The sequence below is a fragment of the Bradyrhizobium genosp. L genome, from assembly GCF_015624485.1.
Taxonomy (GTDB): domain Bacteria; phylum Pseudomonadota; class Alphaproteobacteria; order Rhizobiales; family Xanthobacteraceae; genus Bradyrhizobium.
The window spans coordinates 5964546-5982856 of the sequence record NZ_CP061378.1 but is presented as its reverse complement, the minus strand read 5'-3'; the positions used below and the strand labels follow the sequence as shown (position 1 = coordinate 5982856).

At 66.0% G+C, this 18311-nt stretch carries 16 protein-coding genes; 10 read left to right on the top strand and 6 right to left on the bottom strand.

Annotated features, from left to right (window positions below; translation table 11 throughout):
- Positions 1-73: 73 nt before the first annotated feature.
- The 5 genes from IC762_RS28440 (at position 74) to IC762_RS28420 (ending at position 7767) form a co-directional block, all read left to right on the top strand.
- Complete coding sequence (locus IC762_RS28440) at positions 74-1726, top strand: acetolactate synthase large subunit (RefSeq protein ID WP_195785479.1); 1653 nt, start codon at positions 74-76, stop codon at positions 1724-1726.
- Positions 1727-1796: 70 nt separating this feature from the next.
- Positions 1797-3437, top strand: a complete 1641-nt coding sequence (pgm, locus tag IC762_RS28435; protein ID WP_195785478.1) for a phosphoglucomutase (alpha-D-glucose-1,6-bisphosphate-dependent) — start codon at positions 1797-1799, stop codon at positions 3435-3437.
- Positions 3438-3458: 21 nt separating this feature from the next.
- On the top strand, positions 3459-4415 hold the full coding sequence (locus IC762_RS28430) for an NAD-dependent epimerase/dehydratase family protein (RefSeq protein ID WP_195785477.1): 957 nt from the start codon (positions 3459-3461) through the stop codon (positions 4413-4415).
- Positions 4408-5283, top strand: a complete 876-nt coding sequence (locus IC762_RS28425; protein ID WP_195785476.1) for a dihydrodipicolinate synthase family protein — start codon at positions 4408-4410, stop codon at positions 5281-5283. The genes IC762_RS28430 and IC762_RS28425 overlap by 8 nt, the downstream gene beginning before the upstream one ends.
- 156 nt (positions 5284-5439) lie before the next feature.
- Positions 5440-7767, top strand: a complete 2328-nt coding sequence (locus IC762_RS28420) for a xanthine dehydrogenase family protein molybdopterin-binding subunit (RefSeq protein ID WP_195785475.1) — start codon at positions 5440-5442, stop codon at positions 7765-7767.
- A gap of 103 nt (positions 7768-7870) precedes the next feature.
- Here IC762_RS28420 and IC762_RS28415 read toward each other — a convergent pair whose 3' ends face one another.
- The 3 genes from IC762_RS28415 to IC762_RS28405 are packed head-to-tail and all read right to left on the bottom strand — an operon-like array spanning position 7871 to position 11089.
- Entirely contained in the window at positions 7871-9067 is a 1197-nt protein-coding gene (locus IC762_RS28415; RefSeq protein WP_195785474.1) for an acyl-CoA dehydrogenase family protein, read from the bottom strand.
- A 13-nt stretch (positions 9068-9080) separates the two neighbouring features.
- Complete coding sequence (locus IC762_RS28410) at positions 9081-10226, bottom strand: acyl-CoA dehydrogenase family protein (protein ID WP_195785473.1); 1146 nt, start codon at positions 10224-10226, stop codon at positions 9081-9083.
- A 5-nt stretch (positions 10227-10231) separates the two neighbouring features.
- Complete coding sequence (locus tag IC762_RS28405; RefSeq protein WP_195785472.1) at positions 10232-11089, bottom strand: enoyl-CoA hydratase; 858 nt, start codon at positions 11087-11089, stop codon at positions 10232-10234.
- A 155-nt stretch (positions 11090-11244) separates the two neighbouring features.
- On the opposite strand from IC762_RS28405, the gene IC762_RS28400 reads away from it, so the two are divergent.
- Genes IC762_RS28400 through IC762_RS28390 form a run of 3 tightly spaced genes read left to right on the top strand, consistent with a single transcriptional unit; the run spans position 11245 to position 13279 of the window.
- The gene (locus IC762_RS28400; protein ID WP_195785471.1) at positions 11245-11856 is read left to right on the top strand and encodes a LemA family protein; all 612 of its coding nucleotides are present in this window, start codon (positions 11245-11247) and stop codon (positions 11854-11856) included.
- Between the two features lie 19 nt (positions 11857-11875).
- Entirely contained in the window at positions 11876-12778 is a 903-nt protein-coding gene (locus tag IC762_RS28395) for a TPM domain-containing protein (protein ID WP_195785470.1), read from the top strand.
- A 3-nt stretch (positions 12779-12781) separates the two neighbouring features.
- Positions 12782-13279: a TPM domain-containing protein gene (locus IC762_RS28390; protein ID WP_195785469.1), complete on the top strand. Its 498-nt coding sequence runs from the start codon at positions 12782-12784 to the stop codon at positions 13277-13279.
- A gap of 118 nt (positions 13280-13397) precedes the next feature.
- Here the strand turns inward: IC762_RS28390 and IC762_RS28385 are convergent, their stop codons facing one another.
- The 3 genes from IC762_RS28385 to IC762_RS28375 all read right to left on the bottom strand — a co-directional run bounded on the left by IC762_RS28385 (position 13398) and on the right by IC762_RS28375 (position 15382).
- Positions 13398-14012 carry a glutathione S-transferase family protein gene (locus tag IC762_RS28385; protein ID WP_195785468.1) on the bottom strand — a complete coding sequence of 205 codons (615 nt, stop codon included), beginning with the start codon at positions 14010-14012 and terminating at the stop codon, positions 13398-13400.
- 177 nt (positions 14013-14189) lie between these two features.
- Positions 14190-14999 carry an MBL fold metallo-hydrolase gene (locus IC762_RS28380; protein WP_195785467.1) on the bottom strand — a complete coding sequence of 270 codons (810 nt, stop codon included), beginning with the start codon at positions 14997-14999 and terminating at the stop codon, positions 14190-14192.
- Positions 14996-15382, bottom strand: a complete 387-nt coding sequence (locus IC762_RS28375; protein ID WP_195785466.1) for a Crp/Fnr family transcriptional regulator — start codon at positions 15380-15382, stop codon at positions 14996-14998. The genes IC762_RS28380 and IC762_RS28375 overlap by 4 nt, the downstream gene beginning before the upstream one ends.
- 212 nt (positions 15383-15594) lie before the next feature.
- Between IC762_RS28375 and IC762_RS28370 the strand changes: the two genes are divergently transcribed.
- Positions 15595-16671 (top strand): hypothetical protein, encoded by a 1077-nt coding sequence (locus IC762_RS28370; RefSeq protein WP_195785465.1) that lies wholly within the window; start codon positions 15595-15597, stop codon positions 16669-16671.
- A 91-nt stretch (positions 16672-16762) separates the two neighbouring features.
- A complete protein-coding gene (locus IC762_RS28365) occupies positions 16763-18310 on the top strand; it encodes a hypothetical protein (protein WP_195785464.1) in 1548 nt (515 codons plus the stop codon).
- The last annotated feature ends 1 nt before the right edge of the window (position 18311 follow it).

Genomic DNA, 18311 nt, shown 5'->3' with positions numbered 1-18311 from the left:
TTGAGGAGTTTGCGGCGGCACGCGATGCGGCTATGCTCGCCCGACAGCATGCAATCCAGGATGCGAGGCTGACATGGTCAAAGGTTCCGATTTGCTGGTCAAGGCCCTCGAGAACGAGGGCGTGGAACGGGTGTTCGGCGTTCCCGGCGAGGAGAATCTCGATGTCGTCGAGAGCCTGCGCACGTCCTCGATCAAGCTGATCGTGACCCGCCACGAGCAGGCCGCGGCCTTCATGGCGGCGACCTATGGACGGCTGACCGGCAAGCCCGGCGTCTGCATCACGACGCTCGGCCCCGGCGCGCTCAACCTCACCACCGGCGCGGCCTACGCGTTGCTCGGCGCGATGCCGATGGTGATGCTGACCGGACAGAAGGGCGTTCTGAGCAGCCGTCAGGCCAAGTTCCAGATCGTCGACATCGTCGGCACCTTCCGTCCGCTCACAAAACTGTCGCTGCAGATCATCAGCCCGGCAACCATTCCGACGCTGGTCCGTGACGCCTTCCGGATCGCGATGCAGGAGCGGCCCGGGCCGGTGCTGCTCGAATTGCCGGAGGATATCGCGGGCGAGGAAACCGAGCCGTTCGCCGTGGTGTCGCCGCATCCGATCGAGATCCCGATCGCGCATGCCGCGGCGCTCGACCGCGCCGCCGCGATGATTCTGAAGGCGCAACGGCCGCTGATCATGCTCGGCGCCGCCGCATCGCGCCCGCGTAGTACTGCCGGGATCGGCGATTTCGTGCGGCGGACGAAAATTCCGTTCTTCACGACCCAGATGGGCAAGGGCACGGTGTCCGGCGGCACCAATCTCTACATGGGCACCGCGGCGCTGAGCGAGCGCGATTATGTGCATGAGGCGATCGACCGCGCTGATTTGATCATCGCGATCGGCCACGACACCATCGAGAAGCCGCCCTTCATCATGGGCCCCAAGGGGCCGCAGGTGATCCATGTCAGCTACACGGCGGCGAATGTCGAGCAGGTCTACTTCCCGCAGGTCGAGGTGATCGGCGATGTCGGCCCGAGCCTCGAACTGCTGGCCAACCGGGTCGAGGGCAAGCTGCCGCAAGCCAGCGCATTGTTGAGCCTGCGCGAAGGCATTCTGGCAAGGATCACCGACCGCGCCACCGAGGGCCGCTGGCCGCCGACGCCGCAGCGCATCGTGCACGACGTGCGACAGGTGATCCCCGAGGACGGCATCGTCGCGCTTGACAACGGCATGTACAAGATCTGGTTCGCACGCAACTACCGCACGCTGCTGGCGAACTCGCTGCTGCTCGACAATGCGCTCGCCACCATGGGCGCCGGCCTGCCGTCGGCGATGATGGCGGCGATGCTCTATCCCAAAAACCGCGTGCTCGCGGTGTGCGGCGACGGCGGCTTCATGATGAACTCACAGGAATTGGAGACCGCGGTCCGGCTCAAGCTCAACCTGGTGATCCTGATCCTGGAGGATTCCGCCTACGGCATGATCCGCTGGAAGCAGGCGGTCGATCATTTCCCGGATTTCGGCCTCACTTTCGGCAATCCGGATTTCGTCAAATATGCCGAGAGCTATGGCGCCAAGGGCTCGCGGATCGAGAGCACGGAGGCGATCGTGCCGACCCTGGAGCGGGCGTTTGCCGGCGGCGGCGTGCATCTCGTCGTGGTCCCGATCGACTATTCCGAAAACAAGCGGGTGCTGGTCGACGAGCTGCGCGAGAAGGTGCAGCAGATCGACGTGTCCTGATCAGTTACGCGCGGGCGGCAGGGAACGAAATGCCGTCGGCTTGATTGGAAAGTAAGGTCTGAGAGGTCCCGTGACTGCAGCAAATCCCGCCGCCGGCAAACCGGTCGATCCTGCCTCGCTCGCCAATGTGCCGCGCCTGGTCACGGCGTATTTCGCCGGCAAGCCCGATCCGGCGGATCCGACCCAGCGTGTCGCCTTCGGCACCTCCGGCCATCGCGGCACATCGTTGAAGAATTCGTTCAACGAGGACCACATCCTCGCCACCACGCAGGCGATCTGCGATTACCGGCGCGAGAAGGGGCTGACCGGCCCGCTGTTCATCGGCATCGACACCCATGCGCTGGCCGAGCCGGCGCTGGCGAGTGCGGTGGAGGTGTTCGCCGCCAACGGCGTCGAGATCATGATCGACGCGCAGGGCGGCTACACCCCGACGCCGGTGATCTCGCACGCCATCCTGAGCTACAACAAGGGCCGCGAGAGCGGCCTTGCCGACGGCGTCGTGATCACGCCATCGCACAATCCGCCGGAGGACGGCGGCTACAAGTACAATCCGCCGCATGGCGGCCCGGCCGACACCGACGTCACCGGCGTGGTCGAGAAGAACGCCAACCGCATCATCGAGGCCGGCCTCAAGGACGTCGCGCGGATGCCATACGACCGCGCGCGCAAGGCGGCGACCACGCATCTGCATGACTTCATCACGCCCTATGTCGCCGATCTCGGCAATACCGTCGATCTCGCGCTGATCAAGTCTTCCGGCGTGAAGATCGGCATCGATCCGCTCGGCGGCGCGGCCGTGCATTACTGGGAGCCGATCATCGCGCGCTACGGCATCAATGCCAGCGTCGTCAACACGGCGGTCGATCCCACCTTCCGCTTCATGACCGCGGACTGGGACGGCAAGATCCGGATGGACTGCTCGTCACCTTACGCGATGGCAAGCCTGATCGGGATGCGCGATCGCTTCGACGTTGCCTTCGCCAACGACACCGATGCCGACCGCCACGGCATCGTCACCCGCTCGAATGGGCTGATGAACCCGAACCATTTCCTCGCCACCGCGATCGCCTATCTGTTCGCGCACCGGCCGCAATGGGGTGCCAATGCCGCGATCGGCAAGACCATCGTGTCGAGCTCGATCATCGATCGCGTGGCGAAGAAGCTCGGCCGCAGGCTGGTCGAGACGCCGGTCGGCTTCAAATGGTTCGTCGACGGGCTCGGCAGCGGCGGCTTCGGCTTTGCCGGCGAGGAGAGCGCCGGCGCGTCCTTCCTCAAGCGCGACGGCTCGGTCTGGACCACCGATAAGGACGGCATCATCCTCGGCCTGCTCGCGGCCGAGATCATCGCCAAGACCGGTCGCGATCCCAGCGAATTGTTTCACGAACTGACCGCCGAGCTCGGCGTGCCCTATTACGCGCGCATCGACGTCGCCGCGACGCCGAAGCAGAAGAATGCGCTGAAGGCGCTCGGGCCGGAGCAGCTCAACATGACGCAACTCGCCGGCGATCCCGTGCGCGCGGTGAGGACCAAGGCGCCGGGCAACGACCAGCCGTTCGGTGGCATCAAGGTCGAGAGCGAGGCCGGCTGGTTCGCCGCGCGTCCGTCCGGCACCGAGGACGTCTACAAGATCTACGCCGAGAGTTTCCGCGGGCCCGACCATCTCAAGCAGATCCAGGGCGACGCGCAGGCCGCGATCGCCAAAGTGTTCTGAGCGCGAGCCGGGACTGACGTCATGCGGGTGCTGCTGACGGGTTCCTCCGGCTGGCTCGGCCGTTTCCTCGCCCCGCGATTGCGACAGGCCGGCCACGGCGTGATCGGACTCGATGTGGTGTCGGGCGAAGCGACCGATGTCGTCGGCTCGGTCGCCGAGCGCTCGGTGGTCGAGCGCGTGTTCGCCGATCACCGCATCGAGGCCGTGATCCATGCCGGCGCGCTGCACAAGCCTGACATTGCGCGGTTCGCGCCGCAGGCCTTTGTCGACGTCAACGTGTCAGGCACGCTCAACCTGCTGCAAGCGGCGGTTGCGGCGGGCCACGCCCGTTTCGTGTTCACCTCGACGACCTCGCTGATGATCTCGCAGGCGATCCGCGACGAGGAGGGGTCCCACGCCGTCTGGCTCGACGAGACCACGGGGCCGCTCGAGCCGCGCAACATCTATGGCGTGACGAAGCTCGCGGCCGAAGCGCTGTGCCGGCTGCATAGCCGCGACCACGGGCTGAATTGCGCGGTGCTGCGCACCAGCCGCTTCTTCCCCGAGGACGACGACACCATCCGCGGGATCCATGGCGAGAACCTGAAGGCGACCGAGCTGCTGTATCGCCGCCTCACCGTCGAGGACGCTGCCGACGCCCATGTCGCGGCGCTCGAGAGGATCAGCGGCTTCGAAATCTTCGTGATCAGCGCGCCGACGCCGTTTGCGCGCAGCGACGTCGCGGCGTTGAAGACCGACGCGGCGGGCGTGATCGCGCGCCACTTCCCGGATGCGCCGGCGCTGTTCGCGCAGCGGGGCTGGCATCTGCCGAGGTCGATCGGGCGGATCTACGATCCCGGCAAGGCCGAACGTCTGCTCGGTTTCCGCGCGGGTACCGACTTTGCCGCGGTGCTCGGCGCATTGCGCAACGGTCGGCCGCTTCCCTTCGCGCACGATCCCGACTATGTCTCGCCGTCAACGAGGCTTGCAGATGGCTGATTTCCACGGCGTCTTTCCCTATCTGGTATCCCCGGTCGATCCTGCCGGCCATGTCCGCACCGACGTGCTGGGCCGGCTGTGCGACGATCTGATCAAGGCCGGCGTGCACGGGCTGACGCCGCTCGGCTCGACCGGCGAATTTGCCTATCTCAACAATGCCCAGCGCATGCAGGTGGTGCAGTCCACGATCGAGGCGGCGCAGCGCCGCGTGCCGGTGGTCGCCGGCGTCGCCGCGACCACGACGGCGGATGCAGTCGCACAAGCAAAAGCCTATCAGAAGCGTGGCGCGGACGGCATCCTGGCGATCCTGGAGGCTTATTTCCCGCTTCATGACGCCCAGGTGGAGGCTTATTTCCGTGCCATTGCCGACGCAGTCGACATTCCCGTGGTGATCTACACCAATCCGAATTTCCAGCGCTCCGATCTCACGCTCGATGTGATCGCGCGCCTCGCCGCGCATCCGCGCATCGGTTACATCAAGGACGCCTCAACCAACACCGGGCGGCTGCTGTCGATCATGAACCGTTGCGGCGACAGCCTGAAAGTATTCTCGGCCTCGGCGCACATCCCGGCTGCGGTGATGCTGATCGGCGGCCATGGCTGGATGGCGGGGCCGGCCTGCATCATCCCGAGGCAGAGCGTCGAGCTCTACAACCTCTGCCGCCGCACCCGCTGGGACGAGGCGATCGCCCTGCAACGCAAGCTCTGGCGCATCAATGAAGCCTTCGCCCGGTTCAACCTCGCCGCCTGCATCAAGGCCGGGCTCGCGATCCAGGGCTATGACGTCGGCGACCCCGTGCCGCCGCAGGCCCCGCTGACGGCCGAGCAGCGCAAGATGGTCGAGGCAGCATTGCGGGATCTGGGCTGACGTCCGTCATTCCGGGGCGATGCGTCAGCATCGAACCCGGAATCTCGAGATTCCGGGTCTGGTCCTTCGGACCCATCCCGGAATGACGGCGGAGAGTTGTCTCATTCCGAAAATCCGCTAAAACCCGCCGAAACTTCACACGTTAAGGACTTCTCGATGAACATTCTTCCCGGCAATCTACGTTTTGGTGCGGGCCAGCCGATCAAGCGTCTCGAAGATCAGCGGCTCGTCACCGGGAAGGGCCATTTCATCGACGACAAGCCGGAGGACGGCGCGCTCTGGCTGCATGTGCTGCGTTCGCCGCACGCCCACGCCAACATCAAATCGATCGACGCTGCCGCGGCGCTGGCGATGCCGGGCGTCGAGGCCGTCTATACCGGCGCCGACCTGGTGAAGGACGATATCGGCACGCTGCCGACGCTCGCGATCTTCAAGCGGCCGGACGGCTCGCCGATGTCGGTGCCGCCACGTCGCCTGTTGGCGCATGAGGTGGTGCGCTTTGCCGGCGAGGGCGTCGCGGCGGTGGTGGCGACCTCGCGCGTGCTGGCGCAGACCGCGGCCGAGGCGATCGAGATCGACTATGAGGTCAAGCCCTCGGTGGTCGATCCGGTCGAGGCGATCAAGCCCGGTGCGCCCTCGGTCTGGCCGGAAGCGCCGGACAACATCGTGGCCGCGATGAGCTATGGCGACGCCGCCAAGGTCGAGGCAGCCTTTGCCGGCGCTGCCCACAAGGTGTCGCTCGACCTGGTCAGCCAGCGCCTGGTGCCGTCGGCGATGGAGCCGCGCTCCACCATTGCCGAGATCGAGAAGAAGACCGGACGCCTTCTCCTCCATGTCCAGTCGCAGACCCCGGGCTCGACCCGCGACCTGCTCGCGGAATCGATCCTGAAGCGGCCGAAAGAGAGCGTGCGCGTGCTGGTCGGCGATATCGGCGGCGGCTTCGGCCAGAAGACCAGCCTCTATCCGGAGGACGGCATCGTCGCCTATGCCGCGACCAGGCTGAACAAGAAGATCCGCTGGCGCGGCGACCGCACCGACGAGTTCGTCGGCGGCACCCATGGTCGCGACCTCACCTCGACCGGCGAGTTCGCGCTCGATGCCAAGGGCCGCGTGCTGGCCTATCGGGTGCGCTCGATCGGCGGCACCGGCGCCTATTCGTCCGGTACCGCCAATATCATCCCGCTGGTGCTCGGCCCGTTCGTGCAGACCGGCGTCTACGATCTGCCGCTGGTGCATTTCGAGGTGAAGTCGGTGATGACCCACACCGCGCCGGTCGGCGCTTATCGCGGCGCGGGCCGGCCCGAGGCTGTGTTCATCGTCGAGCGTCTGTTCGACGCCGCCGCGCGCCAGATCGGCATGGACCCGCGCGCGATCCGCAAGGTCAACTACATCAAGCCGGCGCAGCTGCCCTATACCAATGCGGTCGGACAGGTCTACGATTCCGGTGCCTTCGCCCACATGCTGGAGCGCGCCGCCGACCTTGCCGACTGGAACGGCTTTGCCGCGCGCAAGAAGGCGGCGAAGAAGAAGGGCCTGCTCTACGGCCGCGGCCTGACCAGCTACATCGAATGGACCGGCGGTCGCGCCCACACCGAAAACGTCTCGCTGCACGCCACCGCCGAGGGCCGCGTCGTGCTGCATTCCGGCACCATGGCGATGGGGCAGGGCCTCGCCACCACCTACACCCAGATGGTGTCGGATGCGCTCGGCATCCCGATGGACCGCATCGACGTGATCCAGGGCGACACCGATCTGGCCGTCGGCTTCGGCAGCGTCGGCTCGCGCTCGCTGTTCGTCGGCGGCACCGCAGTGGCGGTCTCCTCCAACGACATGATCAACAAGGCGCGCGAGAAGGCGTCGAATATTCTGGAGGCCGGCGTCGACGACATCGAATATCGCGACGGCTTCCTCACCGTGGTCGGCACCGACCGGCGCATCAGCCTGTTCGAGATCGCGAAGAAGGAGAACGGCGCAAAGCTGTCGGTCGACAGCCAGGGCGAGGTCGACGGGCCGAGCTGGCCGAACGGCACCCATATCTGCGAGGTCGAGATCGATCCGGAGACCGGCGTCACGCGGGTGGTGCGCTACACCACGGTCGACGACGTCGGCGTCGCGGTCAATCCGATGCTGGTCACCGGCCAGGTCCATGGCGGCGTTGCCCAGGGCATCGGGCAGGCGCTTTACGAGGGTGTTGCCTACAGCGAGGAAGGCCAGCTCTTGACCGCGAGCTACCAGGATTATTGCATCCCGCGCGCCAGCGACATTCCGTCCATCACGGTGACGCTGGATGATTCCGCGCCGTGCAAGACCAATCCGCTCGGCGCCAAGGGCTGCGGCGAGTCGGGGGCGATCGGCGGCCCGCCCTGTATCACCAACGGCGTGATGGACGCGCTGAGCGAGCTCGGCATCACGCAGCTGAACACGCCGCTGACGCCGGTGAAGATCTGGCAGGCGATCAGGGATGCGCGGGCGGGGGTGGCTTGATTCCGTCGTTCCGGGGCGATGCGTAGCATCGAACCCGGAACCTCGAAGTTGCGGCGCGAGGTTCCGGGTTCATCGCTACGCGATGCCCCGGAACGACGGTGCCTTACAGCCCCAGCATCATCTTCGCGATGATATCGCGCTGGATTTCCGACGATCCGCCGAAGATCGTGTACGCCCGCCCGTTGAGATACTCCGGCACCACCGGCAGCAGCTCCTCCGGAATCGCCGGCTCGAGGTTGAGCCGGTAGAGCGGCCGGGTCGGCTCGACGACGAGCCCGTCATGGCCGATCACGTCGACCCCGAGGCGTGTCACCGCCTGCCGGATCTCGCTGTTGCGCAACTTCAGCAGCGAGGACACCGCGCCGGGGTTCTGCCCGGTCTGCAACGCGGACAGCACCCGCAGCTCGGTCATCTCGAGCGCGTCGATGTCGACCTCGACCTCCGTCATCCGCAGCGCGATGTCGGGGTCCTCGATGGCGCGGCCGGTCACCTCGGACTCCGCGAGCTCGGCGATCGTCCGCAGCGCCTCGCGCAATTTGGCGGAGGCGATACCTGCGCCGCGCTCGAACTCGAGCAGGTACTTGCCGTAGGTCCAGCCCTTGCCTTCCTCGCCGACGCGGTTGGCGACGGGCACGCGGACGTCGTCGAAGAACACCTGGTTGACTTCGTGATCCCCGCCGATGGTCAGGATCGGGCGCGTGGTGACGCCCGGGATCTTCATGTCGATCAGAATAAAACTGATGCCGTCCTGCTGCCGTTCGCCGTCGCTGGTGCGCACCAGCGCGAACATGCGGTTGGCGTGATGCGCATGCGTGGTCCAGATCTTGGTGCCGTTGATGACGTAGTCGTCGCCGTCGCGCACCGCGCGCGTCTTCAGCGAGGAGAGATCGGAGCCCGATCCCGGCTCGGAATAGCCCTGGCACCAATAATCCTCGCCGGCGAGAATGCGCGGCAGATAGAAATTCTTCTGCTCCGGCGAGCCGAAGCCGATGATGACCGGGCCCACCATCTTGACGCCCATCACGTTGACGTTGGGCACGCCGGCGCGGGCGGATTCGGCCTCGAAGATCCAGCGCTGCGCCGGCGTCCAGTCCGGCCCGCCATGCTCGACCGGCCAGCCCGGCGCGCCCCAGCCTTTGTGGTTTAGCGCGCGCTGCCAGGCCATGCCGATATCGGGATCGGAGAACACCGACGGCGTCAGCGCGGTGGCGCGCTTCATCTCCGGCGTCAGATTGGCGGCGATGAAGTCGCGGACTTCCTGCTCGAAGGCGTGTTCTTCGGCACTGAAGGTGAGATCCATCGTGCGCTCTCCGTTAAGCTTGCGCGCGGCCGCTCAGCGCGGCGTGGCGGCGGTAATGATGGGCGCTGCCGCCGAACAGCGCGTCGAAGGCGAGCAGCCGCTTGAAATAGGCGCCGATGTCGAGCTCCTCGGTGACGCCCATGGCGCCGTGCAGCTGCACCGACTGCTCGGCGACGAAGCGCGCGCATTTGCCGATTTTTGCCTTGGCACCCGACGCCGCACGGCTGCGCGCCACCGGCTCGGCATCGGCCATCAGCGCGGCGCGCAGCGCCATCGATCGCGCCTCGTCGACCTGCATTGCCATGTCGGCGAGGCGGTGGCGGATCACCTGGTTGGCGGACAGCGGCCGGCCGAACTGTTTGCGGATTTTGGTGTACTCGAGCGTGGTGTCGAGCAGCGTCTGCATGATGCCGACCGCCTCCGCGCCGAGCGCGGCCATCGCGCGGTCGACCACCACTTCGATCGCGGGCAGCGCGTCGCCGCCGTCGCCGAGCAGGGCATCGGCCGCGATCTGCACGTTTTTCAGATCGAGGTTGCAGCCGCGCCCGCCGCCGAGCCGCGCATAGTCGTGCAAGGTGAGACCCGGCGCATCCGCCGGCACCAGAAACAGGCAGAGCCTGCCGGAGGCGCCATTTGCATTGGCGACGCGCGCGGAGACGATGATCCGATTGGCGGCCGCGCCATCGAGCACCGCGGTCTTGCTGCCGTTCAGCCGCCAGCCGTCGGCGCTTTTCGTGGCTGTGGTGTCGACATGGGCGAGATCGAAGCGTGCGGCGCGCTCCGCATGCGCGAAGGCAAGGTAAAGCGAGCCGTCAGCGACATCAGGCAGGATGGCCTGCTGCTGCGCGGCGGTGCCGCATTCGGCGACCAGCGCGGCGCCGAGCACGATGGTTGCGAGATACGGCTCGGACACCAGCCCGCGCCCGAATGCCTCCATCAGAATCCCGATCTCGATCGCGCCGCCGCCGAGCCCGCCATGGGCCTCGCTGATCGGCAGCGCCAGCCAGCCGAGCTCCGCGAACTGCTTCCAGATCGCGGGTGAGAAACCAAGCGGGTCGTTCGCGGCCTTCTTGCGATGCTCGGCGTCAAAGGTTTCCGCCACGAAGCGGTCGGCACTTTCGCGCAGCAGGCGCTGCTCGTCGCTGAGGGTGAGGTCCATCTTCTCTACTTCACATTGGCGGTCTTGCGGACCGAGGGATGCAGGCCCGCGGGATCCACCACCATGCCGAATTCCTGCAAATTGTGGGCGTGGCAGAGCTGATGCAGCGCGAACGCCTGATCGATCGCCGCGGGCTGGCCCATGATATCGATCGAGCGGTTCACCGCCTCCTTGGAAAGCTTCAGCGCGAAGGCAGGCTTGGCTGCGATCCTTTGCGCCAGCGCGAGTGTGAAGGCCGCAAGATTGTCGCGCGGCACGACGTGGTTGACCATGCCGAGCCGATGCGCTTCCTCGGCGTTCCAGACATCGGCGGTGAACAGCATCTCCTTGGCCTTGCGCGCGCCGAGCTCCCAGGGATGCACGAACCACTCGACGCCGCAGACGCCCATCGTCACCACCGGATCGCAGAACTCGGCGTCGCTGCTCGCAACGATCAGGTCGCAGGCCCAGGCCAGCATCAGCCCGCCGGCGATGCATTTGCCGTGCACCTCCGCGATCATGGGCTTGGCGAGATTGCGCCAGCGCCTTGTGATCTGGAGATAGATCTCCTGCTCACGCGCGAAGCGACCGTGGGCGTTCGGTTCGGCGAAGCCGCCCCAATTTCCGACTGGCGGGAAATCAACACCGGCCTGGTTTTTCCCGGTCGGCCGCAGATCATGGCCGGCGGAGAAATGCGGGCCGTTGCCGGCGAGGATGATGACCTTGACCGCATCGTCCTGCACCATCGCGTCGAAGGCGGCGTTGAGGTCGTAGGTCATTTGCAGGTTTTGCGCGTTGCGCGCCTCGGGCCGGTTCATCACGATCCGCGCGATCGCGGGCTCCGGCCGTTCGACGACGAGCGTCTCGAATTGGTCTGCTGACATGGATCCTCCCGGGATCGATTTTCTCTGCATGATGAACGGCGCGGGGAGGGTGAGGCAAGGGCCATCATCGGCAAAAGCGGCCGCGAAAACCGCCGTACGGGATTACACGACGAAAATCTGGTACGCTGCCGAAGATTCCACCGGGGAGAACCTTCATGCGCAAGCTTTGGACCGTGCTGGCAGCGCTGGCGACCTTGAGCCTGACCAACTGCGGCTACAATGCGATCCAGAACAATGACGAGCAGGTCAAGTCGAGTTGGTCGGAGGTGGTCAACCAGTACCAGCGCCGCGCCGATCTGGTGCCAAACCTGGTCAACTCGGTGAAGGGCTTTGCGCAACAGGAGAAGGACGTGCTGCTCGGCGTCACCAATGCGCGCGCCAAGGTCGGCAGCATCCAGGCCACGCCCGAGGTGCTGAACGATCCCGCCGCGTTCCAGAAGTTCACGCAGGCGCAGGGCGAGCTGACCGGCGCGCTGTCGAAACTCCTGGTCGTCACCGAGAACTACCCGCAGCTCAAATCCGACGCGCTGTTTCGCGACCTGATGGCGCAGCTCGAGGGCACCGAGAACCGCATCACCGTGGCGCGCAACCGCTATATCAAGGCGGTGCAGGATTATAACGTCGGCATCCGTACCTTCCCGAACAATTTGACCGCGATGGCGTTCGGCTACAAGGAGAAGCCGAACTTCACGGTCGACAATGAGAAGGAGATCTCGACCGCGCCGAAGGTCGATTTCAATAATCCGGCGCCGGCGCCGTCGAAGTAGCGCCGGCGCCTTGCCCGCGATGGCCGCCGCACGGATCATCCTGCTTGCCTTGCTGATGGGCCTGGTGTGCCCGGCGCTGGCCGAGGTCGCGGTGCCACAGCTCACCGGCCGCGTCGTCGACCAGACCGGGACGCTGTCGGCAAGCGATATCGCCTCGCTCAACACCAAGCTGAAGGATCTGGAGACCCGCAAGGACGCCCAGATCGCGGTGCTGATCGTGCCGACCACGGACGGCGAGCCGATCGAGCAGTTCTCGATCCGCGTCGCCGAGGCCTGGAAGATCGGGCGCAAGAAGGTCGACGACGGCGCACTGCTGGTCGTCGCCAAGAACGACCGCCATCTGCGCATCGAGGTCGGCTACGGCCTCGAAGGCGTGCTCAGCGACGTCATCACCCATCGCATCATCGATGAGGACATCACCCCGAAATTCAAGGCCGGCGATTTTGCGGGCGGCATCTCGGCCGGTGTCGACCGCATGATCGGCCTGGTCAATGGCGAACAATTGCCGGCGCCGGAGCCCGAGCATTGGCAGGCGCCCAATCTGGTCGATCTCGCCAATCCGGTCACGATCTTTGTCGTGATTATCGTCGCGGGCTTCCTGCGCGGAATGCTGGGGCGGCTGCTTGGCTCGGTCGCGACCGGCGGTGTCGTCGGCGTGTTCGCCTGGATAGTGGCGGGCTCGCTCGTCACCGCCGCCGTGCTCGGCCTGGCCAGCTTTGTCGCGGCGCTGATCTTCGGCGGCTTGAATTTCGGCGGTCCGGTAGTCGGCTCGGGACCGTACCGGCGTGGCGGCGGTTATCCCGGCGGCTGGTCCGGTGGCGGCGGCTGGAGCGGCGGTTCGAGCTCGGGGTCGAGCGACAGCGGCGGCTTCAGCGGCGGAGGTGGCAGTTTTGGTGGCGGCGGCGCCTCGGGGAGCTGGTAGGCCATGAGCATCAGGCGCATCGGCAAGCATCTCATCGAACACCGCTGGCGGGTGCGGCGTGACTTTCCGCCGCGCGTGCTCGATGCCATCGAGCGCGCGATCAAGGCGGGCGAGGCCACCCATGCCGGCCAGATCCGCTTCGTCGTCGAAGGCGCGCTCGACGGCGTGCCGCTGTTCCGCAACCAGCCGGCACGCGAACGCGCGCTCGATGTGTTCTCGCATCTGCGGATCTGGGACACCCATCACAACAACGGCGTCCTGATCTATCTCTTGCTCGCCGACCGCGACGTCGAGATCGTCGCCGACCGCGGCATCGACGCCAAGGTCGGCCGCGACGGCTGGGAAGCGATCTGCCGCGCGATGGAGGCAGATTTCGCCGCCGGCCGGTTCGAGCAGGGTGTGATCAGGGGGATCGAGGCGGTGTCACGGGAGCTCGCGAAATACTTTCCGCACGCGGAGGGCGGGACCAATGAACTGCCGGACAAGCCGGTGGTGATCTAGGAACCATCGTTCCCGCGTCGTCATGGCCGGGCTTGTCCCGGCCATCCACGTCTGTCTTCGCTGGAAACCAAAGACGTGGATGCCCGGGACAAGCCCGGGCATGACGAATTTTGTGGAACTACGCCTTCACCGCCGGCCGCTCGGCAACGCGGTTGAACCAGGCCACGATGTTGCCGTTCGACTGGTCCATCGGTTGGCCGACCTGGTTGCCGAAATCGAGCCAGCAATAGAGCAGGATGTCGGCGAGGGTGAAGCGCTTGCCTGCGATGTAGTCGCGGCCGTCTTCCATCTGGTCGTTGAGCCATTTGATGCGGTTGGCGGCGATCATCTTCAGCCCCGGAGAGGCTTCGGGCGCGACCGGAATCCGCTTCTCGAAGAATTTCAGCGCCTCGCCGAAGCGGTAGCCGTTGGCGAGCGGCTCGGCGATGTTGAGATCGACCCGGCGCGTCCACATCCGGCACTCGGCGCGCTCCTCGGGCGTCGCGCCGATCATCGCGGGCGCGGGATGCTTCTCCTCGAGATATTCGCAGATCGGCACGATCTCCGAGAGATAGCTGCCGTCGTCGAGCTCCAGCGTCGGCATCTGGCCATGCGGATTGCGCTTCAGATGCGCCTCTTCGCGGTTCTCGCCCTTGCGGAGGTCGACGGTCTGCCTGGGCATTTCGATGCCCTTCTCCGCCATGAACCAGCGCACGATGCGCGGGTTCGGCCCGATCGAGTCGTAAAACTTCATGGTCCTCGCTCCCTGTTTTCTAAGGGTTGTTGTTGCCATCGTTGAACAGGCCGCGCGGGGATTTGTCAAATTCTCCGTCATTGCGAGGAGCGACAGCGACGAAGCAATCCATGCTCCCGCGTATGCTGGGCGATGGATTGCCTCGCTTCGCTCGCAATGACGGGGAGAAAGCGCGCATCAATCGTCCAGCTTGTTGAGATCGCGCACCGACTGCATGATCGGCTCGAAATTGGCGCGCGCATCGAGCGCGTCGAACAGTTGAGCGGTGTCTTCGAGCAGCCCATGCGAGCGAGCCAGCGCGATCCGGACGTCGTCCTGCGGCGTGTCGGAGAGGCGGCCGTGACCGGACAGCAGGATCCTGGAGTTCAATCCCTTCAGCCGCTCCAGCGACTGGATGTAGTCGGCGATCGAGCCGGAGCCGAACACTCCGCCCATCACGCCGCCGGGCATCAGCGTGTCGGCGGCGAACAGCAAGCCCTTGTCCTGGTCGAACAGCGTGATGCAGGCCGAGGTATGGCCCGGCGTATACATCACGTTGAGACGGAAATTGCCGAGGTCGAGCAGATTGCCTTCCTCGAGCCAGATGTCGACATCAACGGGCACGTTCGGCTCGTTGAACATCTTGCGCAGCATCGAGAAGTCGTCGCGCAGCATGATCTTGTTGGCGGCGAGCCGGTGCGCGGCGATATAGGCGCGGCCGTGGAAATGATAGGCCGCGCCGATGTGGTCGAGATGCTCGTGGCTCAGCACCACCATGTCGATCATCTCGGGCGTGACGCCGATATGGCCGAGGCAGGCTGTGAGGTGCGGATAGTTGGACGACAGTCCGACGTCGATCATGATGGTCCGCTTGCTGCCACGCACCAGATAGGCGTTGGCCGCGCGGTTCTTGAAGCGGATCTGGTAGACGTCGGTGGCGGCCTCGATCAGCGTCGCCATCTCGGTGTCGTGCAGGGTCTTGAACGGGCTCGGCCGGCGATCGCTCATGGCGCGGCCGCCGTGCGGTAGGTGACGCTGTTGGATGCGCGCAAGCGTTTCGACAGCGCATCCATCACCATCAGCGCGAAGGCCGGCTGCTGGCTGACCAGATAGACGAAGCGGGCGTGGTTGATCCGCATCACCCGCGTGTGGGGCGCAGCGGCAATCGCGGTCGCCGACCGCGCCGAGCCGTCGATCACCGCCATCTCGCCGAAGAACTCGCCCTTGCCGAGGCCGACGATGACCGTCTTGTTTCCGCCATCGATCTTGCCATCGATCTTGGCGATCTCGACCTTGCCGTCGAGCACCACGTAAAGCTCGCGGCCGGTCGAGCCTTCCTCAAAAATGACGTCATCGACATCGAATTCTACGATGCATTTCTCGATCGTCATGGCACCGCCCCTGCCTTCTGGCTGGAAGGTACCATGTTAGTTGGGAAAGCCAGGCCCGCAAACCGCCTTTGCAAGGGGTGGCGCGGATTGCCGCAGGCCGGTCTCGCCGCAATCCGGCCCGGAAAAGTTCCTAAAACTTAGGTAATGCAACGCCCGGGTAACGATTTCGCAAGCAATAAAAGTTACCGAATTGTCAACCCAGTCTGGAGACTTTGAACGTGAGTGAGCAGCACAGCGAGCCGGTTAGCAGTCAGGCCGGTGCCGATATGGCGGCGAAGAGCGAGCCCGTGATGGCCGCGGCCCAAACCGAGGCTCATGTCCAGGCTCCCAGCCTCTCGCCCGATCAGGAAGAGACGGCGCCGAAGGCCGACGCGCCCAAAATGGACGCGCCGAAGGTCGAGCCGCCGCCGCTGGACGCAGCCAGGTTCGAACCCGACGTCGAGCCGGTCAACATGGAGACGCCCAAGGTCGAGACCGGCTCCCGCGAGGAGCCGCGCTTCCCGGGCAAGCTGATGATCATGGCGCCGGGCAACCGCGCCTGGGATCGCTCGTGGGACCATGAAGAGACCGCGTCCAAGCCGGCCGCCGAGCAGCCCGCCAAGTCGTCCGGCCGGTTTGCGGCGATGGCCGCCGTGATTGCGCTCGCGACCGTCGCGGGCGCTATCGGCGGCGCGCTGGCGACCGCAGGTTTCAGCCGTGTCGCTACGCCTGCCGTTGCCTCCGCGAAGGATACGGGCGGGTCAGATATGGCCGCCAAGGACAGCGCCCGCGAAGCCGCGATCGCCCGGATCGAATCCGAGATCACCTCGTTGAAGGCCAGCGTCGAGCAGACCGCCAAGTCCGGCCAGGCCCAGTTCAACCGCGCCAATGATCGTCTCGAAAAGGTCGAGAAGGCGCAGGCCGAGCCGATGGCCAAGCTCGCCAAGCTCACCGAAACCGTCGACAAGCTCCGCGCCACGCCGCAGGCGCCGACCACCACCGCGGCTGCGACGCCCGCGACCGCACGCGAGACGCCCGCCCGCGAGACCACCGGCACGGTGACGCCGCAGACGGCTGCCGCCACGCCGGCCGCTGCCGCGCCCAAGACCGAGGTCGGCCGCCTTCCGGTGCTCGACGGCTGGGCGCTGCGCGACGTCGGCAATGGCGGCGCGCTGATCGAAGGCCGCGGCGGCATCTACGAGGTTTATGCCGGCGACCCCGTCCCGGGGCTCGGCCGTGTCGATGCGATCCGCAGGCAGGACGGCCGCTGGGTGGTCGTCACCAGCCGGGGCCTGATCGTTTCGCGCTGATCGCCGAAAGTCGACAACAGCAAGGCGCTTCACCGCGATGTGAAGCGCCTTTTTTCTTGAATAGGCGTCGGCGCGCGGTGTTAGTGGAGGCATGAGCGGCGCGCTGCGAAGTCTCCTTGCCCTGTTCCTCCTGCTCTGTGGCGCGGCATTCGCGCGTGCCGGCGAGGATCGCGCACTCGAGCGCGGTGCCGGGATCATCGATCCCGCCGTTCTGCGCGAGCTCGATCACGGCCGCCTCGGTCTCGGCCGCATGCTGGCGCCGGAGCGTTCGGTCGATACGCCGCTGTCGAACCGCGAGCTGTTCGCCTTGCCCGCGATGGTGCCGGTGCATGAGGCGTTGGCGCGCGACTTCGACCGCTATGTCGAGAAGCACAAAGCAAGCCTGCCGAACGAGAGCATCGGCACGGGCGATCGCTTTGCTTTCCAGCTGTTCGACCGCGCGCTGTTCGATTCCGCGGATGTCCGCTTCGTGCTGTCAGGCATCGTCAACCGGATGGACCGCGCCTATGTGGCACCCGATGCCTGCGGTGAGATCCGGCTGATCTACCGGCTGACCCGCGCCGACGTGCCGTTGATCGGCGAGAATGCGGTCTCGCAACGCCTGCCGATGACGCTGAACCTGGTGTTGAAGGCGAAAGGCGACGGCAACGATGCCGCACTCACCTGTCGCGGGATCGCCCGGCGCTGGCTCGACATGGGTGACACGCCGCCGACACTGGAAAACCTGTTCGGCACGGACGGACCGCTCGCGCTGATCGATATTAGCAACATCGACCGCATCGAGACCAATCTGCAGATCGCGCACGCGCCGAAATCGGCGCTGCGCGATTTCCGCACCGACTATCTCCTGAAAGTGTTCGACTATGACGGCGCAACGAAGCGCTTCGTCGAAGCGCCGATGGAGAACCAGATCGATCGCGATCGCATCCTCGCCGACGATGGGCTGCGCCGCGACTTCAAGGCGTGGCTGCTCGCGCCTGCGCATTTCGCCGAACTCGACCGCGGCACGTTGCTGATCCCCGAGAAATTCCTCGCCACGTCTGCGGTGGCGCCGACCCCGGCCGGCTTCGACCTCGGCGAGCTCGCGCCCGAATTCGGGCTGGTGCAGGGCGAGGGCGCGGCCGGCCCGGCGGTGTTCTCGGATGGCGACGTGGTCGGCGCCCTGAAGAAGGCCACGGCCGACGGAACGAAGTTGCAGAACATCCAGTCCGTCGCCGGCTTCGAGCGGCGGCTCAACGACGTCACCTGCGCCGGCTGTCACCAGACCCGCGGCATCGGAGGCTTCCATTTTCCCGGCGTCGACTGGATGGCGGCCAAACCGTCGAACTCCACCGTAGTGCCGGCCTCGCCGCATTTCTTCGGCGACCAGGTCCGCCGCCGCGATATCCTCGCAAGCTTCCGCGACGGCAGAGCGCCGGACTTTTCGCGCGGCTTCTCCAACCGCCCGCAATTGCGCGGTTCGACCGAGCTTGCCGGCACCGAATACAGCGACGGCTGGGGCGCGCATTGCTATCTGCCGGGGGCGAGGCCGGCCGAGACCGATCGCAGCTTCCGCGGCTGGACCTGTGCGGAGGGGCTCGCCTGCCAGGTTGCGGGCAAGACCTCGCGCATGGGTATGTGCTTCGTGAAGGGGCGGTAGC

Bases quoted from the DNA above. Each gene is read 5' to 3' on its own strand.
- IC762_RS28440 (WP_195785479.1), top strand. From the start codon at position 74: ATGGTCAAAGGTTCCGATTTGCTGGTCAAGGCCCTCGAGAACGAGGGC.
- IC762_RS28430 (WP_195785477.1), top strand. From the start codon at position 3,459: ATGCGGGTGCTGCTGACGGGTTCCTCCGGCTGGCTCGGCCGTTTCCTC.
- IC762_RS28425 (WP_195785476.1), top strand. From the start codon at position 4,408: ATGGCTGATTTCCACGGCGTCTTTCCCTATCTGGTATCCCCGGTCGAT.
- IC762_RS28420 (WP_195785475.1), top strand. From the start codon at position 5,440: ATGAACATTCTTCCCGGCAATCTACGTTTTGGTGCGGGCCAGCCGATC.
- IC762_RS28415 (WP_195785474.1), bottom strand. From the start codon at position 9,067: ATGGATCTCACCTTCAGTGCCGAAGAACACGCCTTCGAGCAGGAAGTC.
- IC762_RS28410 (WP_195785473.1), bottom strand. From the start codon at position 10,226: ATGGACCTCACCCTCAGCGACGAGCAGCGCCTGCTGCGCGAAAGTGCC.
- IC762_RS28405 (WP_195785472.1), bottom strand. From the start codon at position 11,089: ATGTCAGCAGACCAATTCGAGACGCTCGTCGTCGAACGGCCGGAGCCC.
- IC762_RS28400 (WP_195785471.1), top strand. From the start codon at position 11,245: ATGCGCAAGCTTTGGACCGTGCTGGCAGCGCTGGCGACCTTGAGCCTG.
- IC762_RS28395 (WP_195785470.1), top strand. From the start codon at position 11,876: ATGGCCGCCGCACGGATCATCCTGCTTGCCTTGCTGATGGGCCTGGTG.
- IC762_RS28390 (WP_195785469.1), top strand. From the start codon at position 12,782: ATGAGCATCAGGCGCATCGGCAAGCATCTCATCGAACACCGCTGGCGG.
- IC762_RS28385 (WP_195785468.1), bottom strand. From the start codon at position 14,012: ATGAAGTTTTACGACTCGATCGGGCCGAACCCGCGCATCGTGCGCTGG.
- IC762_RS28380 (WP_195785467.1), bottom strand. From the start codon at position 14,999: ATGAGCGATCGCCGGCCGAGCCCGTTCAAGACCCTGCACGACACCGAG.
- IC762_RS28375 (WP_195785466.1), bottom strand. From the start codon at position 15,382: ATGACGATCGAGAAATGCATCGTAGAATTCGATGTCGATGACGTCATT.
- IC762_RS28365 (WP_195785464.1), top strand. From the start codon at position 16,763: ATGAGCGGCGCGCTGCGAAGTCTCCTTGCCCTGTTCCTCCTGCTCTGT.